General features: G+C 72.1%; 18 protein-coding genes. 2 read left to right on the plus strand and 16 right to left on the minus strand.

All coding sequences use genetic code 11. The annotated features are described in order from the left end of the window. Nucleotides 1-46: 46 nt before the first annotated feature. On the minus strand, nucleotides 47-1,723 hold the full coding sequence (locus A37W_RS0104620; RefSeq protein ID WP_018301855.1) for a formate--tetrahydrofolate ligase: 1,677 nt from the start codon (nucleotides 1,721-1,723) through the stop codon (nucleotides 47-49). A 333-nt stretch (nucleotides 1,724-2,056) separates the two neighbouring features. Here A37W_RS0104620 and A37W_RS22700 point away from each other — a divergent pair, with 333 nt between their 5' ends. Next, on the plus strand, nucleotides 2,057-2,893 hold the full coding sequence (locus tag A37W_RS22700; protein WP_018301856.1) for an EF-hand domain-containing protein: 837 nt from the start codon (nucleotides 2,057-2,059) through the stop codon (nucleotides 2,891-2,893). Here A37W_RS22700 and A37W_RS20980 read toward each other — a convergent pair. Beyond that, nucleotides 2,878-3,519: a hypothetical protein gene (locus A37W_RS20980; RefSeq protein WP_018301857.1), complete on the minus strand. Its 642-nt coding sequence runs from the start codon at nucleotides 3,517-3,519 to the stop codon at nucleotides 2,878-2,880. The two genes, A37W_RS22700 and A37W_RS20980, sit on opposite strands and share 16 nt — an antisense overlap. Next, the gene (locus A37W_RS0104635; RefSeq protein ID WP_018301858.1) at nucleotides 3,516-4,100 is read right to left on the minus strand and encodes an MOSC domain-containing protein; all 585 of its coding nucleotides are present in this window, start codon (nucleotides 4,098-4,100) and stop codon (nucleotides 3,516-3,518) included. Before A37W_RS0104635 ends, A37W_RS20980 begins: the two co-directional genes overlap by 4 nt. A 235-nt stretch (nucleotides 4,101-4,335) precedes the next feature. On the opposite strand from A37W_RS0104635, the gene A37W_RS0104640 reads away from it, so the two are divergent. Then, a complete protein-coding gene (locus tag A37W_RS0104640; protein WP_156169414.1) occupies nucleotides 4,336-4,593 on the plus strand; it encodes a hypothetical protein in 258 nt (85 codons plus the stop codon). A gap of 57 nt (nucleotides 4,594-4,650) precedes the next feature. Here A37W_RS0104640 and ftsH read toward each other — a convergent pair whose 3' ends face one another. From ftsH to ruvC, 13 genes are all read right to left on the minus strand, one after another. Then, on the minus strand, nucleotides 4,651-6,573 hold the full coding sequence (gene ftsH, locus A37W_RS0104645; protein ID WP_018301860.1) for an ATP-dependent zinc metalloprotease FtsH: 1,923 nt from the start codon (nucleotides 6,571-6,573) through the stop codon (nucleotides 4,651-4,653). Nucleotides 6,574-6,664: 91 nt separating this feature from the next. Beyond that, entirely contained in the window at nucleotides 6,665-8,017 is a 1,353-nt protein-coding gene (tilS, locus tag A37W_RS0104650; protein ID WP_018301861.1) for a tRNA lysidine(34) synthetase TilS, read from the minus strand. A gap of 9 nt (nucleotides 8,018-8,026) precedes the next feature. Continuing rightward, on the minus strand, nucleotides 8,027-8,848 hold the full coding sequence (gene ybgF / locus A37W_RS0104655; RefSeq protein WP_026198295.1) for a tol-pal system protein YbgF: 822 nt from the start codon (nucleotides 8,846-8,848) through the stop codon (nucleotides 8,027-8,029). Nucleotides 8,849-8,862: 14 nt separating this feature from the next. Further along, on the minus strand, nucleotides 8,863-9,396 hold the full coding sequence (pal, locus tag A37W_RS0104660; RefSeq protein WP_018301863.1) for a peptidoglycan-associated lipoprotein Pal: 534 nt from the start codon (nucleotides 9,394-9,396) through the stop codon (nucleotides 8,863-8,865). 86 nt (nucleotides 9,397-9,482) lie between these two features. Next, nucleotides 9,483-10,811 (minus strand): Tol-Pal system beta propeller repeat protein TolB, encoded by a 1,329-nt coding sequence (gene tolB, locus A37W_RS0104665; RefSeq protein WP_018301864.1) that lies wholly within the window; start codon nucleotides 10,809-10,811, stop codon nucleotides 9,483-9,485. Nucleotides 10,812-10,939: 128 nt separating this feature from the next. Then, nucleotides 10,940-12,154, minus strand: coding sequence for a cell envelope integrity protein TolA (gene tolA / locus A37W_RS0104670; protein ID WP_018301865.1), 1,215 nt, complete (start codon nucleotides 12,152-12,154; stop codon nucleotides 10,940-10,942). A 7-nt stretch (nucleotides 12,155-12,161) separates the two neighbouring features. Continuing rightward, nucleotides 12,162-12,629 carry an ExbD/TolR family protein gene (locus A37W_RS0104675; protein WP_018301866.1) on the minus strand — a complete coding sequence of 156 codons (468 nt, stop codon included), beginning with the start codon at nucleotides 12,627-12,629 and terminating at the stop codon, nucleotides 12,162-12,164. A 1-nt stretch (nucleotide 12,630) separates the two neighbouring features. After that, nucleotides 12,631-13,305 carry a protein TolQ gene (gene tolQ, locus A37W_RS0104680; protein WP_026198296.1) on the minus strand — a complete coding sequence of 225 codons (675 nt, stop codon included), beginning with the start codon at nucleotides 13,303-13,305 and terminating at the stop codon, nucleotides 12,631-12,633. 87 nt (nucleotides 13,306-13,392) lie between these two features. Continuing rightward, on the minus strand, nucleotides 13,393-13,806 hold the full coding sequence (gene ybgC, locus A37W_RS0104685; protein WP_018301868.1) for a tol-pal system-associated acyl-CoA thioesterase: 414 nt from the start codon (nucleotides 13,804-13,806) through the stop codon (nucleotides 13,393-13,395). Next, on the minus strand, nucleotides 13,803-14,429 hold the full coding sequence (locus tag A37W_RS0104690) for a hypothetical protein (RefSeq protein ID WP_018301869.1): 627 nt from the start codon (nucleotides 14,427-14,429) through the stop codon (nucleotides 13,803-13,805). The genes ybgC and A37W_RS0104690 overlap by 4 nt, the downstream gene beginning before the upstream one ends. Nucleotides 14,430-14,779: 350 nt before the next feature. Continuing rightward, nucleotides 14,780-15,814 carry a Holliday junction branch migration DNA helicase RuvB gene (gene ruvB / locus A37W_RS0104695; protein WP_018301870.1) on the minus strand — a complete coding sequence of 345 codons (1,035 nt, stop codon included), beginning with the start codon at nucleotides 15,812-15,814 and terminating at the stop codon, nucleotides 14,780-14,782. Between the two features lie 34 nt (nucleotides 15,815-15,848). After that, nucleotides 15,849-16,520, minus strand: a complete 672-nt coding sequence (ruvA, locus tag A37W_RS0104700) for a Holliday junction branch migration protein RuvA (RefSeq protein ID WP_018301871.1) — start codon at nucleotides 16,518-16,520, stop codon at nucleotides 15,849-15,851. Further along, a complete protein-coding gene (gene ruvC, locus A37W_RS0104705; RefSeq protein ID WP_018301872.1) occupies nucleotides 16,517-17,026 on the minus strand; it encodes a crossover junction endodeoxyribonuclease RuvC in 510 nt (169 codons plus the stop codon). The genes ruvA and ruvC overlap by 4 nt, the downstream gene beginning before the upstream one ends. Nucleotides 17,027-17,275 lie beyond the last annotated feature (249 nt).

The raw sequence follows: 17,275 nt of genomic DNA on the forward strand, positions 1-17,275 counted from the left end.
GCCGGCCGGTCGAGGGGGGCTCGATGTCCCCCGAGGCCGCCCTCGCTCAGAACAGGCCCTCGATCTGGCCCGCGTCGTTCAGCCGGATCGTCTCGGCCGACGGCACGCGGGGCAGGCCCGGCATGGTCATGATCTCGCCGCAGATCACCACGACGAAGCCCGCTCCCGCCGACAGCCGCACCTCGCGGACCGGCACCGAATGATGCTCCGGCGCGCCGCGGCGGTTGGGGTCGGTGGTGAAGGAATACTGCGTCTTGGCCATGCAGATCGGCAGGTTGCCATAGCCCTGCTCCTCCCACGCATGCAGCTGGTCCCGCACCTTCTGGTCGGCCAGCACCTCGTCGGCGTGGTAGATGCGGGTGGCGATGGTCTCGATCTTCTCGAACAGCGGCATCTCGTCGGGATAGAGCGGCGCGAACTGCGACGAGCCGGACTCCGCCAGCTGCACCACCTTCTTCGCGAGATCCTCGATCCCCTCGGACCCCTTGGCCCAGTGCTTGCACAGGATCGCCTCGGACCCCTGCGCCTTGACGTAGTCCTTCACCGCCTGCACCTCGGCGTCGGTGTCGCTGACGAAGTGGTTGATCCCGACGACCACGGGCACGCCGAAGGATTTCACATTCGCGATGTGGCGGCCGAGGTTGGCGCAGCCCTTCTTCACCGCCTCGACGTTCTCCTTGTTCAGGTCGGCCTTGCCCACCCCGCCGTTGGCCTTCAGCGCGCGGCAGGTGGCAACGATCACCACCGCGTCGGGCGCGAGGCCGGCCTTGCGGCACTTGATGTTCATGAACTTCTCGGCGCCGAGGTCCGCGCCGAAGCCGGCTTCCGTCACCACGTAGTCCGCCACCTTCAGCGCCGTCGTCGTCGCGATCACGCTGTTGCAGCCGTGGGCGATGTTGGCGAACGGGCCGCCATGGACGAAGGCGGGGTTGTTCTCCAGCGTCTGGACGAGGTTCGGCTGCATCGCGTCCTTGAGGAGCACCGTCATCGCGCCATCGGCCTTGAGATCGCGGGCGTAGACGGGCGTGCGGTCGCGGCGGTAGGCGACGATCATGTCGCCGAGGCGCTTCTGCAGGTCCTTCAGGTCGCGGGCGAGGCAGAGGATCGCCATGACCTCGGACGCGACCGTGATGTCGAAGCCGGCCTCGCGCGGGAAGCCGTTGGCGACGCCGCCGAGCGAGGCGGTGATCTGCCGCAGCGCCCGGTCGTTCATGTCGATCACGCGGCGCCAGACGATGCGCCGGACGTCGATGTCCTGCTCGTTGCCCCAGTAGACGTGGTTGTCGATCATCGCGGCCAGCAGGTTGTGGGCGCTGGTGATCGCGTGGAAGTCGCCGGTGAAGTGGAGGTTCATCTCCTCCATCGGCACGACCTGGGCGTAACCGCCGCCCGCCGCGCCGCCCTTCATCCCGAAGTTGGGCCCGAGCGAGGCCTCGCGGATGCAGATCGCCGCCTTCTTGCCGATCCGGTTCAGCCCGTCGCCGAGGCCCACGGTCGTCGTCGTCTTGCCCTCGCCCGCAGGCGTCGGATTGATCGCGGTGACGAGGATCAGCTTGCCGTTCGGCCGGTCCTGCACACCGTCGATGAAGGCCTGGCTGACCTTGGCCTTGTCGTGGCCGTAGGGCAGCAGGTCGTCCGACGGGATGCCCAGCTTGGCGCCGATCTCCTGGATCGGCCGCTTGGACGCCTCGCGTGCGATCTCGATGTCGGTCTTGTGGCTCATCGCTTCTCCCCTCGGCCCGCGCCGTCCGTTTGGCGGGTGTGATGCCCCGGTTTCTGCCCCCTTGGCGAGGGTGGAGAGGGCCGGATTGCGACGGTAATCGCGCCGGAATCGGCGGCCGCCGGGAAATCGCGGTTCCGATCGGAAACGGCGTCCCGGTCAGGACCGTACACACGCGATCCGACCCGCCCAGGTCCGGAACCCGCGTCCGCGACTGCGGTTGATTCCGCACACGGGCCGGCCGCGGCACCACGTGCGTGGCGGCCGGCAACTTCACACCAGACCCTTTCGGTCCGCTGCGGCGGATCGGACCGACCAGACGGGAGGACCGACCCCATGCACAAGACCCACACCACTGCCACCGCCCTCACCCTCGCCCTTGCCGCGACCGGCGCACTGGCGCAGTCGGCCGAGACGCCGGTGAGCCCGTTCTGCGAGGCCGCCTTCATCCAGGGCGACACTGATTCCGACGGCTACATCTCGCCCGAAGAAGCGGCCGCCATCGCCAGCGGCGCCTACGAGAACATCGACGCCGACGAGGACGGCACGATCACCCGCGACGAACTCGCCGCCTGCACCGAAGCTGCGGCCGAGGCGACGCTCGCCGCGACCGACGATCCCGCCGCGGGCTTCGACGAGATGGACAGCGACCGGAGCGGCCAGATCGAGAGCGGCGAGATCGTGGCGCAGCTGCGCAACCTCGAGGCCTCCGGCGGCGCGGCGACGACCGGCTGGGCCGAGGCGTTCGTCATGCTGCCGGGCGGCGACACGGCGGCGGCGGACGACGCCGGCGACGCCGGCACGGAGATGGCGGACGCCGGCGCCGAACAGACCGCAGACGCCTCCACCATGACCGACGGCACGACGATGCAGGCCGAGCAGATGGCCAGCCGCCTCGGCCAGGCCCTGCGCCTGCTGGACGCGAACAACGATCAGGGCCTCAGCCGCGAGGAATGGGAAGCGCGCGGCGCGGACCGCGAGCAGATGATCGAGGCCGAACTGGACCGCATGTTCGGCAGCCTCGACACCGACGCCTCGGGCGACATCAGCCGCGAGGAGTACATGAACGCCGCTGACGCCCGCATGGGCCGCGCGACCGAACAGACGGCCGCCGACGGCGGCGCCGAGGCCGGTGGCCCGATGCCGGTGATCTACTACTACGTCCTGCGCTGAGCGGCGGCGCGCGGCACCAGCGCGACGGCCCACACGAGGAGGAGGGCGAAGACGAACTCCGCCCCCTCCTCGACCAGCGACAGCGACTTCACGACCTCTGGCCCCAGCTCGATCCCGAGCGGGGCCAGTTTCCTGTCGGCGCCGTCGATGCTCTTCGATCCGACGCCGAGGACGATGGCGACCGCGAGGCACCACGCCCAGGCGCTCCCGGTGCGAAGGCCGGTGGCGAAGGCACGCCGTCCCCGCCGCACCCACCGCACGAACGCCCAAAGGGCTACGGCGACCACGACAAGGCCGATCGCCTTGTGGGCCAGCGGGTTCGGCCCCCGGTAGAGATCCGACTTGAGGATTCCGTCGGCGAGGAAGGCCTTGTCGAGGTCGAGCTCTCTCCCCGCGAGGCCGATCAGCAGCACCGTCACCGCCCATCCGGCGCCGAGCGCGTGGCTTGGCTCCCGTGCCACCCACAGCAGCAGCGTCGCGACCAGCGCGGCAAAGCTCGCCCGCTCCAGCGCCCCGGTCTCCGATGTCAGCGGATCGCCGAGGCCGAGCGCCGCGGCCCCGCCCACCCACAGGACGAGGACCAGCGTGAGCGCCGCCGCGGTCAGCCGCGCGGTCCGGTCGCTCACGGCTGCCACGCCCGCTGTGCCGGCACGTGCAGCCGCACGGCGTCGCCGACGCGAAGCGTTCCCGGCCGCTCCACCCACGCCGTCACGCCGCGGCGGCCCTTCGCCGCCGCCTTGAACGCCTTGCCCTGCCCGCCCGTGGCCTTCGTCATCGTCACCGCCGGCTCCTGGCAGGGCAGGTTCTCCATGTCGACAACGAGGGTCGCGCCATCCGGCCCCTGCAGGCGCGAGGACGGCGGCAGGTGCGTCAGATCCGGAATCCCCTCGATCACCACCGAGGCGCCGACCCAGGCATAGTCGATCCGCTCCATCCCCAGCTCCGCCGCGACGGCCGCCATCTCCTCGACCGAGACGACGCACAGCTGCCGGACGTTGGCGATCTCGGTGCCCCTCGGGTGCTGCGCCGTCACGCGGCTGCACGAGGGCCGGGTGACGCCGGCATGGACCTCTCCCTCGTAGCCGCCGAAGCCCAGCGGCATCTCGTCCAGCGGGGCGCCGGTGATGACGAGGTTCTCCACCGGCACCGGCTGATAGCCGAGCCAGGCGATGCGGCCGACATGGTCGGTGGGCTCCAGTGCGGGCATGGGGGCGACTCCTCGACGATCCGGCCGGCACACTGCGCGGACGGCCCGCGGGACGCAAGGCGGGGGCGGACCGGCAGCGCGCCCCGCGCGGCAGCGTCGTCGCGATGGAGCCGCCCGCGCCCGGCGGGGCCGATCGCGGCGATCTGCGCAAGGCCTGCACGAGCCGCGGCTTGTCCGGCTGCGACGCCGCGGTAGGCTGGGGCTCACGGACACCATCCTGACCGAGGCCCCGATGATGCAACGCACTCCCTTTCGTCCCTGGCTCTGGGGCGGGCTCGCCGGCCTGCTGCTGATCCCGCTCGCCGGGATGCAGCTGTCGGCGGAGGTCGACTGGACCGGGGCGGATTTCGCCCTCGCCGCCCTGCTCCTCGCCCTGCTCGGCCTCGCGATCGAGGCGGTGCTGCGCCTGCCGAGCGCCGCGCTGCGGGTCACGGCCGTCACCGGCGTCGTCGCCGGCTTCGCCGTCCTCTGGGGCTGGCTCGCCACGATGTAGCAACGACGAAGGGCCCGGCGCTATGCCGAGCCCCTCTGGTCGTGTCTCACCTGGCGATCAGGCCGTCGGTTCCGGCTCCAGCCCGCCGTCGCCGGCCTTCTTGCGACCGCCGGTCTTGGGAATTGCCGTGACCGAGGCGCCGGACGAGGGCGGCGGGGTCGGGTCGGCATCGTCGTCGCCGCGGTTCAGCGGCTCGCCCGCTATCACGCGGGTGATCTCGCTGCCGGTCAGCGTCTCGTATTCCAGCAGGCCCTGCGCCAGCCGCTCCAGGTCGTCGCGGCGGTCGGTCAGGATCTGCTTGGCCCGGGCGTAGCCCTCGTCGATGATCTCCTTCACCTTGTCGTCGATCATCTTCTGCGTCGCGGCCGAGTGGCTGGCGCCGCCCTGGTAGGAGCCGAGATAGCTCTGCTGCTCGTTCGCGTAGTCGACGTAGCCGAGCTCGGGCTCGAAGCCGAACTGCGTCACCATCGCGCGGGCGATCTTGGACACCTGCTGGATGTCGGACGCGGCGCCAGAGGTCACGTTGTCCTTGCCGAACACCAGCTCTTCCGCGACGCGTCCGCCCATCGCCATGGCGATCTTGGACTTGTACTTCTGCAGCGAAACCGACAGCTGGTCCCGCTCCGGCAGCGACAGCACGAGGCCGAGGGCGCGGCCGCGCGGGATGATCGTCGCCTTGTGGATCGGGTCGTGCTGCGGGACGTTCAGGCCGACGATGGCGTGGCCGGCCTCGTGGTAAGCGGTCAGCTTCTTCTCGTCCTCGGTCATGACCATGGACCGCCGCTCGGCCCCCATCATGACCTTGTCCTTGGCGTTCTCGAAATCGATCATCGTCACGAAGCGCCGGCCCACGCGGGCGGCCATCAGCGCAGCCTCGTTCACCAGGTTGGCGAGGTCGGCGCCCGAGAAACCGGGCGTGCCGCGGGCGATGATGCGCAGGTCGACGTCGGGGCCGAGCGGCACCTTGCGGGCGTGCACGCCGAGGATCTTCTCGCGGCCCTTGATGTCGGGGTTCGGCACCTGGACCTGGCGGTCGAAGCGGCCGGGGCGCAGGAGGGCAGGGTCGAGCACGTCGGGGCGGTTGGTCGCCGCGACGATGATGATGCCCTCGTTCGCCTCGAAGCCGTCCATCTCGACCAGCAGCTGGTTCAGCGTCTGCTCGCGCTCGTCGTTGCCGCCGCCGTAGCCGACGCCGCGCGAGCGGCCGACGGCGTCGATCTCGTCGATGAAGACGATGCAGGGCGCGTTCTTCTTGGCCTGCTCGAACATGTCGCGCACGCGGCTCGCGCCGACGCCGACGAACATCTCGACGAAGTCGGAGCCGGAGATGGTGAAGAACGGCACGCCCGCCTCGCCCGCGATGGCGCGCGCGAGCAGCGTCTTACCGGTTCCCGGCGGGCCGACCAGCAGCGCGCCCTTGGGGATCTTGCCGCCGAGGCGCGAGAACTTCTGCGGGTTGCGGAGGAACTCGACGATCTCCTCGAGCTCTTCCTTGGCCTCGTCGATGCCGGCGACGTCGTCGAAGGTCACGCGGCCATGCTTCTCGGTCAGCAGCTTGGCCCGGGACTTGCCGAAGCCCATGGCGCCGCCGCGGCCGCCGCCCTGCATCCGGTTCATGAAGTAGATCCAGACGCCGATCAGCAGCAGGAACGGCAGCAGCGACAGGATGAAGGTCGTGAAGGTCGACTGTTCCTGGCTGCGCGCCTGCACCGGAATGTTCTCGGCGATCAGCAGGTCGGTGATCTGCGCGTCCTCGGGCTTGATCGTCACGTAGTCCCGGCCGTCGGTGCCGCGATAGCGCACCTCCTCGCCGTCCAGGGTCACCTGCGCGACGTTCCCGCTCTCCACCGCCGCGACGAAGTCGGAGTAGCTGCGGGAGTTCGAGGCCATCGACGACTGGCCGCCGGAGAACAGGTTGAAGAGCGCCAGGATCAGGAGGAACAGGACCACCCAGAAGGCGATGTTGCGCGCGTTACCCAAAAGCTTGGCTCCCTCCGAAGGTTCACGCGCGGGGGACGGTCCGTCGTCTCCCGGCGCGGCTGGCCACAATGTAAGGATCGGGGCCCGATCTTCAATGCGATAGCAGCACGTCGGGAAAAGGGCCGCGCGGCGGCAGAAGCCGGACGATGTGCGCCGGGCCGTGGCCGAGGGGGGCGCAGGCGACGAGGCGGCCGCCGGCCCAGACGGACGGCAGTCCGCGGAGCGTCTCGCGGGGTGGCCGCACCACGGGGAGCGCGAGCTGCGCGAGGCCGGCCTCGCCGAGGGGGCGGACCTCCATCCCCCTGATTTCGCTGCCCGACAGGTGCCAGCGCCGGTCCCAGGTCGCGCCATCGTCGCCGACCGTCGCCACCTCGTCCGCCACCGCCTTCGGCTCCCGGCAGACGAAGAGGCGATCGCCGCGGGCGATGCCCATGCCGCCGTGCAGGACCACCGTCCCGCCGGCGAGCCAGCGGTCCGCCGCGTCCTCCAGAGCCGCTCCGCGCGGGCGGTACTCCGCCGACGCGACATGACCCAAGGCCGCGGCGAACAGACGCAGCCGCGTGTCGGCGTCGAGCGCCGCGAAGCCGTCGCGGTCGAAGACCAGCGTCCCCGCCGCCAGCGGATCGGGCCGCAGCAGCGCCCGCGCCGCCTCGACCGCCCGCCGCTCCAGCGCCTCACGGGCGCGGCCCATCCGGGCGGCGGTGGCGGCGAGCCCCTCGGCGGTCACCCCCTCCTCCGCCAGCATGGACAGGGCGCGGCGGACACGGACGCGGTCGTAAGCCGGATCCTCGTTGGTCGGGTCGTCGACGAAGGGGATGCGCAGGGCCTTGAGATAGTGCCGCAGCTCGGCCCGCGAGGTGTCGAGGAGGGGGCGGACCACCTCCCACCCTCCTTCCATAGTCGCGGGCCGCGGCGGTCCGGCCGGAACGTGGATCGGGTGCAGGCCCGTCGGCCCGGGCACCCGCCGCCGTGCCGCCATGCCCGACAGCCCCTCCACCCCCGAGCCGCGGGCGAGGCGCATCAGCACCGTCTCCGCCTGGTCGTCCCTCGTGTGGGCGAACAGCACGTGCCGACAGACGCCGCGCCAGCGCCCGATCAGCTCCAGCCGCGCGCGCCGGGCCCGGTCCATCAGGTTGCCGCCCGCCGGCCGGTCCTCCCATCGCAGCACCGCGTGCGGCAGGCCGAGGCCGCGGCACTCGTCCGCGACCAGCGCCGCCTCGGCCGCGCTCTCGTTCCTCAGGCCATGATTCACGGTCGCGACCCGCAGGCGGACGCCGTAGACGCGCGCCCATCCGGCGGCGAGGTGCAGCATCGCCATGGAATCGCCGCCGCCCGAGACGGCGAGGCCGATATCCTCGGGAAAGTCGGGGCCGAGAAGCGCGCCCATCGACCCGGCGAAGCGGCGCGGCAGGTCGATCCCGCCGCGGCCTGCCTCAGCCGCCACGGCGCCGGATCACGAGCAGGACAGGCTCGTCATCATCGCCTGCGCCTGCCCCTCGGCCGGGCTGCCGGGGAACCGGGTGCCCACCTCGTTGAGCGTGATGCAGGCGTCCTGCACCTGTCCAAGCTGCGCCAGAGTGGCGCCGAGCTTGTAGAGCGCGTCGGGCGCGGTCGAGCCGTCGGGCGCGCCGGAGAAGGCTTCGAGGTAGGCGCGTGCGGCGGTTGTCAGGTCGCCCGTCGCCTCCAGCGCCTGGCCGCGGAAGTAGAGGGCCTGCGCCGACAGCGGGCCGCCCGGATAGTTCGACACGAACTGGCCAAAGAGGTCCGCCGCCTCTGCCGAATTGCCCGCGTCGAGAGCGGCCTTGGCCGCATCGAAATCCGCCTGCTCGTTCACGGCGAGCGTCGGACCGTCCGACGGCGGCGGCGCCTCGGGCTGCGGGATCTGCGCCTCGATATCCACTCCGCCGAGGCTGGGCGTGTCGCCGAGGGCGCCGATTTCGCAGCCGGGCTCCAGCTCGCAGATGCGGAACTCGAGGTCGCCGATCCGGTTCGTCCCGTCGGTCACGACGCGGTTGATCCGGTAGTCCAGCTCCTCGGCGCGGCTGGTGAGTCGCTGCACCTGCGCCTCGAGCGCATCCAGCCGCTCGAGCGCCGTGTTGCCCGTCGCCCCGGCCTGCGGCGCGCCGGTCGTGTTCAGCTCGGACCGAAGGGACTGCAGGTCGGCGTACACGACCGCGAGCTGCTGGCGGATGTCGGCCAGCGTCGACTCCTGCGCCCGCGCCGCCAGCGGCAGCGCCAGCGCGGCGGACATCGAAAGCACCCCGAGGAGTCTCATCCGCCCGCCCGCCATCACGAGATCGTCGCGATGGAGATGACCGTGACCGCCCGGCGGTTCTGCGAATAGCAGCTTTCGTCCGAGCAGACGGCGACGGGCCGTTCCTTGCCATAGCTGACGGTGCGCAGCCGGTTCGCCGGGACGCCCTGCGAGATCAGGTACTCGCGCACCGCGTTTGCGCGGCGGTCGCCGAGGTTGATGTTGTATTCCCGCGTGCCCTGCTCGTCCGCGTGCCCCTCGATCACCGCGAGGTAGTCGGAGTTGGTGAGCAGCCACTGCGCCTGCTGGTTCAGCGTCGCGCGGGCCTGGTCGGTCAGCGTCGACTGGTCGACGACGAACAGGACCCGGTCGCCGATCGTCTGGTTGAAGTATTGCGGGCTGCGCGGATCGTTCGGGCCGAGGGCCGAGGGGTCGAGCGCACCATTGCCGCCCAGCGTCTCGACGCCGCCGGCGCCGGGGCCGCCGGCGCCGTCCGCGAACCGGTCGGGCCGGGTGCAGGCACTCAGTCCCATTCCCGCGATCAGCGCCGCCACAACCACGTATTTCATGCCCACCACCCTCTTTCGTTGGCCCGGTCTCGCCCCGGGAACAATGCTAGCACGCGCCTCCCGGCGCCGGAAGAATCACTTCGCCGTCAGTTCTGCAGCGGTCCCCAGGACGCGTCCGAGGCGAAGCCCGGCGTCGTCACCTGCCGCAGGTTCCGCCCCGAGATGTCGACCGAGTACAGCGACGGTCCGCCGCTCGCCCCTTGCGTCTCTCGCGTGAACATCAGGACCCGCCCGTTCGGCGCCCAGGTCGGGCTCTCGTCCAGGAACGAGGTCGTCAGCAACCGCTCTTCCGAGCCGTCGGTGCGCATCACGCCGATATGGAAGCGTCCGCCCTCTTGGTTGGTGAAGGCGATGAGGTCCCCTCGCGGCGACCAGACCGGGCTGCCGTAGCGCCCCGCGCCGAAGCTGATCCGCCGCGGCTCCCCGCCCGAGGCAGGCATGATGTAGAGTTGCTGGGAGCCCGAGCGGTCGCTCTCGAAGACGATCTGCGAGCCGTCGGGCGAGAAGGACGGCGACGTCTCGATCGACGCCGCGTCGGTCAGGCGCGTGTGCTGCCCGGTGGCGAGGTCGGTGATCCAGAGGTCCGAGTTGCCGCCCGACGAGGCGGAATAGATGACCCGGCTGCCGTCCCGGCTGAACCGCGCGGCGATGGCCAGCTCGCCCGGCGCGGTCGGTACGGCGCGGGCGCCCGGCGCCGCCACCTGCAGCAGGTTGATCGCCGGATTGCCGCTGGCGTAGCTGGTATACAGCACCCGGTCGCCCGAGGGCGAGAAGCGGGGGCTAAGCACGATCGACGAGGAGTCGGTCAGGTACTGCAGGTTCGCGCCGTCGTAATCCATGATCGCGAGGCGCCGGGCGCGGTCGTCCTTGGGCCCGCTCTCGGACACGAAGACGACGCGGCTGTCGAAGTAGCCGCTCTCGCCGGTGATGCGCGAATAGACCTGGTCGGCAACCTTGTGCGCCATCCGCCGCCAGCCGTCGACGGTGCCGGCCAGCTGCTGTCCGGCCCCCAGTTCGGCGCCCGAGAAGACGTCGTACAGGCGGAACTTCACGACGAGGCTGCCGCCGTTGACCGACACCGCCCCAGTGATCAGCGCCTGCGCGTTGATCGCCCGCCAGTCGGGATAGGCGACCGGAGTGGCAAAGCTCGCCGGGCTGGAGATGAAGGCCGAGGACGGGATCTCGCGGAACAGGCCGGTGTTCGCCAGGTCCTGCGCGACGAGGCGGCTGATGTCCGCGGCCACCTGCTCGGCCCCCGGCGTCTCGGCCTCGAAGACGGGCACGGCGAAGGGGATCGGTTCGATCACGCCGTCGGTGATCTCGATCCGCAGGGGACCGTCCTGCGCGGTCGCGGGCGCGGCGAGGAACGCCGCCGCGATCAGGGCCATCGCCAGGCTGGAAAGTCTCTTCAGCATCGTCGTCCTCGTCGCGGCCGGTTTCGGCGGCCTTATGGGTCGTTGCGGACAATACGCAAGCGCGTGCGGTTCGGGTCCGGCAAAGAGTCGCGCGGATGTGGACTGCGCGCTTTCGGCCACGCCGTTCCTCACCGGATCCGCATCTCGCTGGGGTTGAAGGTCATCTCGACCATGCGCCACTGCTCGAACTTCTCGGGCGGCAGCGGGAAGCCGTCGGCCTGGCAGCGCAGGATCGCGCGCCGGGCGGACTCGAACGCGGCGGTCGCGGCCGCGCCCGACTCGCTGGAACCGATCATCGCGATGGAGCCGTCCACGCGGCCGCTGCGGTCGAGCGCGAAGGCGACGGTCACCGTCACCCGCGACGCCTCGGACCCGACGTCCACGTTCCAGCAGCGCTGCACGGCGATGCGGAAGGCGTCGCGCTCGGCGCCGGTCATCGGCGGGCCGGGGTTTGTCGTCGGCGAGGCCGGCGCCTCGGCCTGCCCCGCCCCGGCGGCGAGCGCGTCGGCCAAGGCGTCGGCCACCGCATCCGCCGCGGCGTTCTCGGAACTGGCGGTCTCGGTCTCGGCCGGCGCGGCGGGCTCCGCCGGCGCCTCCGGTTCGGCCGGTGCCTCGGCGACGGCCGGGCGCTCGGGCCGGACCGGCGGGCGCGGCGCGATGGTGGGGGCGAGCGGCGGCGCCGACGCCGGCTCCTCGGCCTCGGTCACGATCTCGGTCGTCGCCTCCTCGGGGGCGGTCGGCTGCTCCACCGGCTCCTCGATCACCTCGGCAGGCTCCTCCGCCGGCTCGGCGGTCTCCTGCACCACCGGGTCGGGGGCGGCGTCGGGCGGCGGCGCGGGCGCGGCCTCGGGCGCGACGCGCGGCGCCGGGCGCGGCACGGGGCGCGCGGCGATCTGCGGCAGCGGCTCGGACGGCGGGACGGCCTCCTGCGGCTGCGGCGCGGGCGGGGCGGGATCGGGCGGCGGCGGGGTCAGCTCGGGCGGCGTGTCGACCACCTCGGCCGGCGGCTCCGGCGGCGCCGGCGGCTCGGGCGGCGGCAGCTCCTCGGCCGGGGCCTCGGGCGGCGGCTCGGGCGGGGGCGCCTCGGGCGGCGGGCTCTCGGCCTCGGGCGCGGGCGCCTCGGGCGCGGCCTCGGACGGCGGCGCGGCGAGCGCCTCCTCCGGCTCGGTCACCGGCTGCGGCGTGGTGGCGGCGACGAGCTGGGCGTATTCCTCGCCCGAAACGACCGAGACCTCGGTCACCTCGAAGTCCAGCGGCTCGTGCGACAGCCCCCAGCCCATCAGCAGCCAGCCGATGAGCCCGGCATGTCCGGCGCCGGAGATGTAGGTGCCGACGGTCGCCATGGCCCGCTCAGCCGTCCGTGGCCGGGGTCTCGAGATCCGTCACGAGGCCGATGTTGGTGAAGCCGCCGGCATTGAGCAGGCCCATGACCTTGGCCACGGTGTCCCACGAATTGTGCCCGTCGGCGCGCAGGAAGATCCGGTCCGACGTCCGCTCGGCGGCGATGGCGCGCAGCCGGTCGACCAGTTCGGCCTCGCCGACCTCGGTCGTCTGGATCAGCACCACGCCCTCACCGGTGACGGTCACGGTCAGCGGCTCTTCCTGATCCATCGGCAGCGCGTTGGCCTGGGTCTGCGGCAGTTCCACCGGCACGCCGACGGTCAGCAGCGGCGCCGCCACCATGAAGATGATCAGAAGCACCAGCATCACGTCGACGAACGGCGTGACGTTGATCTCGGCCATCGGCTGGCTGCGCCGGCGGCGCCGGCGGCGCTTGCCGCCCCCGTCGTCCGCCGCCTTCATCACGCCCGCGCCCATGTCAGCTGTCCAGCTGGCGCGAGAGAATGGTCGCGAACTCGTCCGCGAAGGCCTCGTAGCCCGAGACGATGCGGTCGCTGTCGGCCGACAGCTTGTTGTAGAAGATGACCGCCGGGATCGCCGCCAGCAGGCCGAGGCCGGTCGCCAGCAGCGCCTCGGCGATGCCGGGCGCGACGACGGCGAGGTTGGTGTTCTGCTGCTCGGCGATCTCGATGAAGGCGTTCATGATGCCCCAGACGGTGCCGAACAGGCCGACGAACGGCGCGGTGGAGCCGACGGTCGCCAGCACCGGCAGGCCGCGCTGCAGCCGTCCCGCCTCCTTGGCGATGGCGACGTCCATGGAGCGGTCGATCCGCGCCTGCGCCCCGGCGATCAGCCCGCCGTCCTGGCGATGCGAGCGCCGCCATTCCGTCATGCCCGAGGCGAAGATCTTCTGGCTGGACCCGGTCGGGTTCGGCCCGATCTCGTCGTACAGGCCGTCCAGCGGCTCGCCCGACCAGAAGGAGCGGTCGAACACCGCCGCCTCCCGGCGGGCGCGGCGATACTGGATAAGCTTGTCGACGATGACCGCCCAGCACCAGATCGAGGCGGCGATGAGAAGGATCATCACCAGCTTCACGGTGATCGTCGCGCGGGCGAAGAGCGCCCACATCGTGTAGTCTGCTGCTGCGTCCATGGCCTGCTCTGATACCGCGGGGCCTCTGGCGGGCCCGTTGCGGGGCTCAATACCGGAAGTCGCGCGGGAAATCCAATCCGCTCGCGTTCACGGACGCGTTTTGTCGCCGAGCCGCGGCGCCCCCGCCGCGGCCAGCGCCGCCGGCAGGCGCACCGGGCGCCCCGACGGGCCGAGGCAGGCGAGCGTCACCCGCGCCGCGAACAGCGTCCGGCCGCCGCGCAGCACCCTCTGCACCAGCACCGCCCGCGCCGGACCCACCGCCTCCGGCACCGTCTCCACCTCGAGGAGGTCGTCGTACCGCCCGGGTGCGACGTAGTCCGCCTCGATCCGGACCACGGCGAAGACCTGCCCGGCGGCGCGCAGCGCGACCTGGTCCACGCCGAGCGCGCGGACCCACTCGCTGCGGGCCCGCTCGATGAACTTGAGGTAGTTGGCGTGATAGACGATGCCGCCGACGTCGGTGTCCTCGTAATAGACGCGCAGCCCGAAGCGGTGGCTCATCCCGCCGTCACCCGCGCGGCGAGGCGGAGCGCGAAGGCCGGATCCCGCGCCGCCGGCGGCAGGACCGGATCGTAGGCGGCGCGGATCACCGCGGCGATCTCCGGCCGCAGCACCGTCCTCCCCTCCGGCGTCAGCGCCAGCGGCGAGACCTCGGCGAAGGCGCGGTCGGACCACAGCAGCGCCACCTGCACGGCCTGCCCCAGCCCCAGGTCCTCCGCCGGCTGCGCGGCCAGCGCGCCGTCCATCCGCAGGAAGACGAAGGCGGCGCGGATCGCGCCCGCCTCGTCGAAGCGGAACATCCGGTACTGGCTCGCCCCCGCCGCGCCCAGCCGGGCCACCAGCGCATCCAACCCGCCGACGAGGCGGTCGAGGTTCGGCACGCCGAGCAGCTCGTCCCAGTCGCGGCAGAAGAACACCATGAGGTTGGCGCCGAGCTCGGGATCGGTCCCGGCCATCGGATGCCCGGCGAGCGCGAACACCGCCTCGAGCGCGCCCTTCAGCACCGGCAGCGCCTCCTCCTCGACCCCGAACACGACCGGCGTCACCGGCCGCCCCCAGCGCGCGAAGAGGAAACCGCCCGCCTCGCCCGTGAACAGCCTCTCGATCTCGTCCGCCCCGACCATGCCCCCCGCCTAGTCCGCCCCGCCGCCGGGGTAAAGCGCCCCTGCCGCGCGGGCGGTGCGTGCCGATCTCCGGCGCGCCCCCCGAGGCCGGGCGCCCCTTCGCGATTCGGCGGAGGGTCAAGGACGCGCGTCAGCGCGCCGGCGAAGCCGGGCGAAGCTCCTTGACGCTCCGCCGAATCGCATGACGCTCGAGGGAGGCGCGTTCAGGGCACACCTGCCCCTGAACCGCTTCCCAAGCAAAGGCGGCCACCCCTCCACCAAAACGACGTCCGAGGCGAGTGCCCTGCAGCCGGGGACGGCGGGCGGGGCGATGCGGCGCCGAAGGCGGGCGCGAGCGCCGCACGGCGTCCCTACTCCTCGAACAGCGACCCCTGCCCCGGCGCGCGCGGCGCCTCCAGCCCCAGGTGACGCCAGGCGCCCTGTGTCAGCATCCGGCCGCGCGGCGTGCGCTGGATCAGGCCCTGCTGCAGGAGGTACGGCTCGATCACCTCCTCCAGCGCGTCGCGCGCCTCGCTGAGGGCTGCGGACAGCGTCTCGATCCCGACCGGCCCGCCGCCGTAGCTCTCGGCGATCAGCGTCAGGTACCGCCCGTCCGCCCCATCGAGGCCGATGGAATCGACCCCCAGCCGCGTCAGCGCCCGGTCCGCGATCTCGCGCGTCACCGTCCCGTCCCCTTCGACGATGGCGAAGTCCACCACGCGCCGCAGCAATCGGCCGGCGATCCGCGGCGTGCCGCGGGCGCGGGCGGCGATCTCGTGCGCGCCGTCGGGCGAGGCCGGCGCGCCGAGCAGGCGGGCGGCGCGGGTGACGATCTCGTGCAGCTCGCTCACCGTGTAGAACTGCAACCGCGTCGGGATGCCGAACCGGTCGCGCAGCGGCGTCGTCAGCAGGCCGAGGCGCGTCGTCGCGCCGACCAGAGTGAAGGGCTGCAGCTCGATCCGCACCGTCCGCGCCGCCGGCCCCTCGCCGATCACGAGATCGAGCTCGAAATCCTCGAGCGCGGGATACAGCACCTCCTCCACCGCCGGGTTCAGGCGGTGGATCTCGTCGATGAACAGCACGTCCCGCGCCTCGAGGTTGGTCAGGATCGCGGCGAGGTCGCCCGCCTTCGCAAGCACCGGCCCGCTGGTCATCCGGAAGTTCACCCCCAGCTCGCGCGCCATGATCTGGGCCAGCGTCGTCTTGCCCAGGCCGGGAGGCCCGAAGAACAGCGTGTGGTCCATCGCCTCGCCCCGCCGCCGGGCGCTCTCGATGAAGACCTTGAGGTTGGCGCGCGCCTCCGCCTGCCCGATGAACTCGTCGAGGGACTGGGGGCGCAGCGCCTTGTCGGCGCCATCGGCCTCCTGCGGCGCGGGAGAGACGGGGCGGTCGGACATGTCGGTCATGGCTTAGCTTCCCGCCGCCGCGAATGCCACGGCCTCATCCCTTCGGCGCCAGCAGGCGCAGGGCGGCGCGGATCAGCGCCGCGGTATCGGCGTCCGGGGCTGCGCCTGCCGCCTCGGCGACCGCGCCCGCCGCTTCGCCGGGGCCGTAGCCGAGGTTGGACAGCGCCGACAGCGCCTCGGCCTGCGCCGCGCCGCCGCCCTTCGCCGGGGCGGGCCGCGGCGGCGCCGGGGTCTCGACGAGGTCCGCCTCGGCGTCCGGCCGGGGCGCACGCGCCGCCGGTTCCAGCCCGCCCATGGCCATCACGCCCGGCGCCTTGTCCTTCAGCTCGTTCACCACCCGCTGCGCGGTCTTGGGCCCCACGCCCTTGGCTTTCGCGATCCCCGACCAGTCGCCCAGCGCGATCGCCCGTCCCACGCCGTCCGGCCCCAGGGCGCCGAGGATCGACAGCGAGGCCTTGGCGCCGATGCCCTGCACGCTCATCAGCAGGCGGTGCCATTCCTTCTCGACCAGCGTCGGAAAGCCGAACAGCTGCAGCAGGTCCTCGCGCACCAGAAGGTCGGTCCACAGCGACACCGCCTCGCCCACGCCCGGCAGCGCGGCCATCACCCGGTCCGAGACGAAGACGACGTAGCCGACGCCCCGCACGTCGATCAGCACGTGGTCGGTGCCCCGGTATTCCAGCCGCCCGGCGATCCGCCCGATCATCCGCCCGCCCTCAGGAGCGCGGCCGACAGGTGGCCCGCGGACTGCAGGTGGTGCGCGTGGCACAGCGCGATGGCGAGCGCGTCCGCCGCGTCCGGCCCGGCGATCCTCACCCCCGGCAGCTGAAGTTTCACCATGTGCTGGATCTGGCGCTTGTCCGCGTGGCCGACGCCGACCACGGCCTTCTTCACGGCGTTCGGCAGGTACTCCCCCACCGTGAGCCCCGCCTCGGCCGGCACCAGCAGCGCGACGCCCCGCGCCTGGCCCAGCTTCAGTGTGCCGACGGCGTCCTTGTTCACGAAGGTCTGCTCCACCGCCGCGGCGGTCGGCGCATGCTCGGCCAGCACGGCCTTGAGCTGGCGGTAGAGGGCGAGGAGGCGGACCGACAGGGGATCCGTCCCCTCGGACCGGCACAGGCCGTTCGCGACGTGCCGGATGCGGGGACCGTCGACGTCGATCACGCCCCAGCCGAGCTGCCTCAGCCCCGGGTCGATGCCCATCACCCGCATGCCTGTCCCTGCCCGGTGTTGCCCCGTTTGCGCCACGCTAGCACAAACCGCGAACATTCGGAAAGAGGCGAGTTTCCGACGCTTTGCGGGCGGGGAGCGTCAGGGTCGCGAACGGACGGCCGGAAAGCGACATTCCGGCCGCCGATGACGACACCGCCGGAGGCGGATTCCTGCAATGATTACGGCGGTTTGAGGCCCAAACGAGACATGCGTTTCCAGAATGGGAGGCATGCCGGAATCGCGCTTCTC

The sequence above is a fragment of the Wenxinia marina DSM 24838 genome, from assembly GCF_000379485.1.
In the GTDB taxonomy this organism is placed as follows: Bacteria; Pseudomonadota; Alphaproteobacteria; order Rhodobacterales; family Rhodobacteraceae; genus Wenxinia; species Wenxinia marina.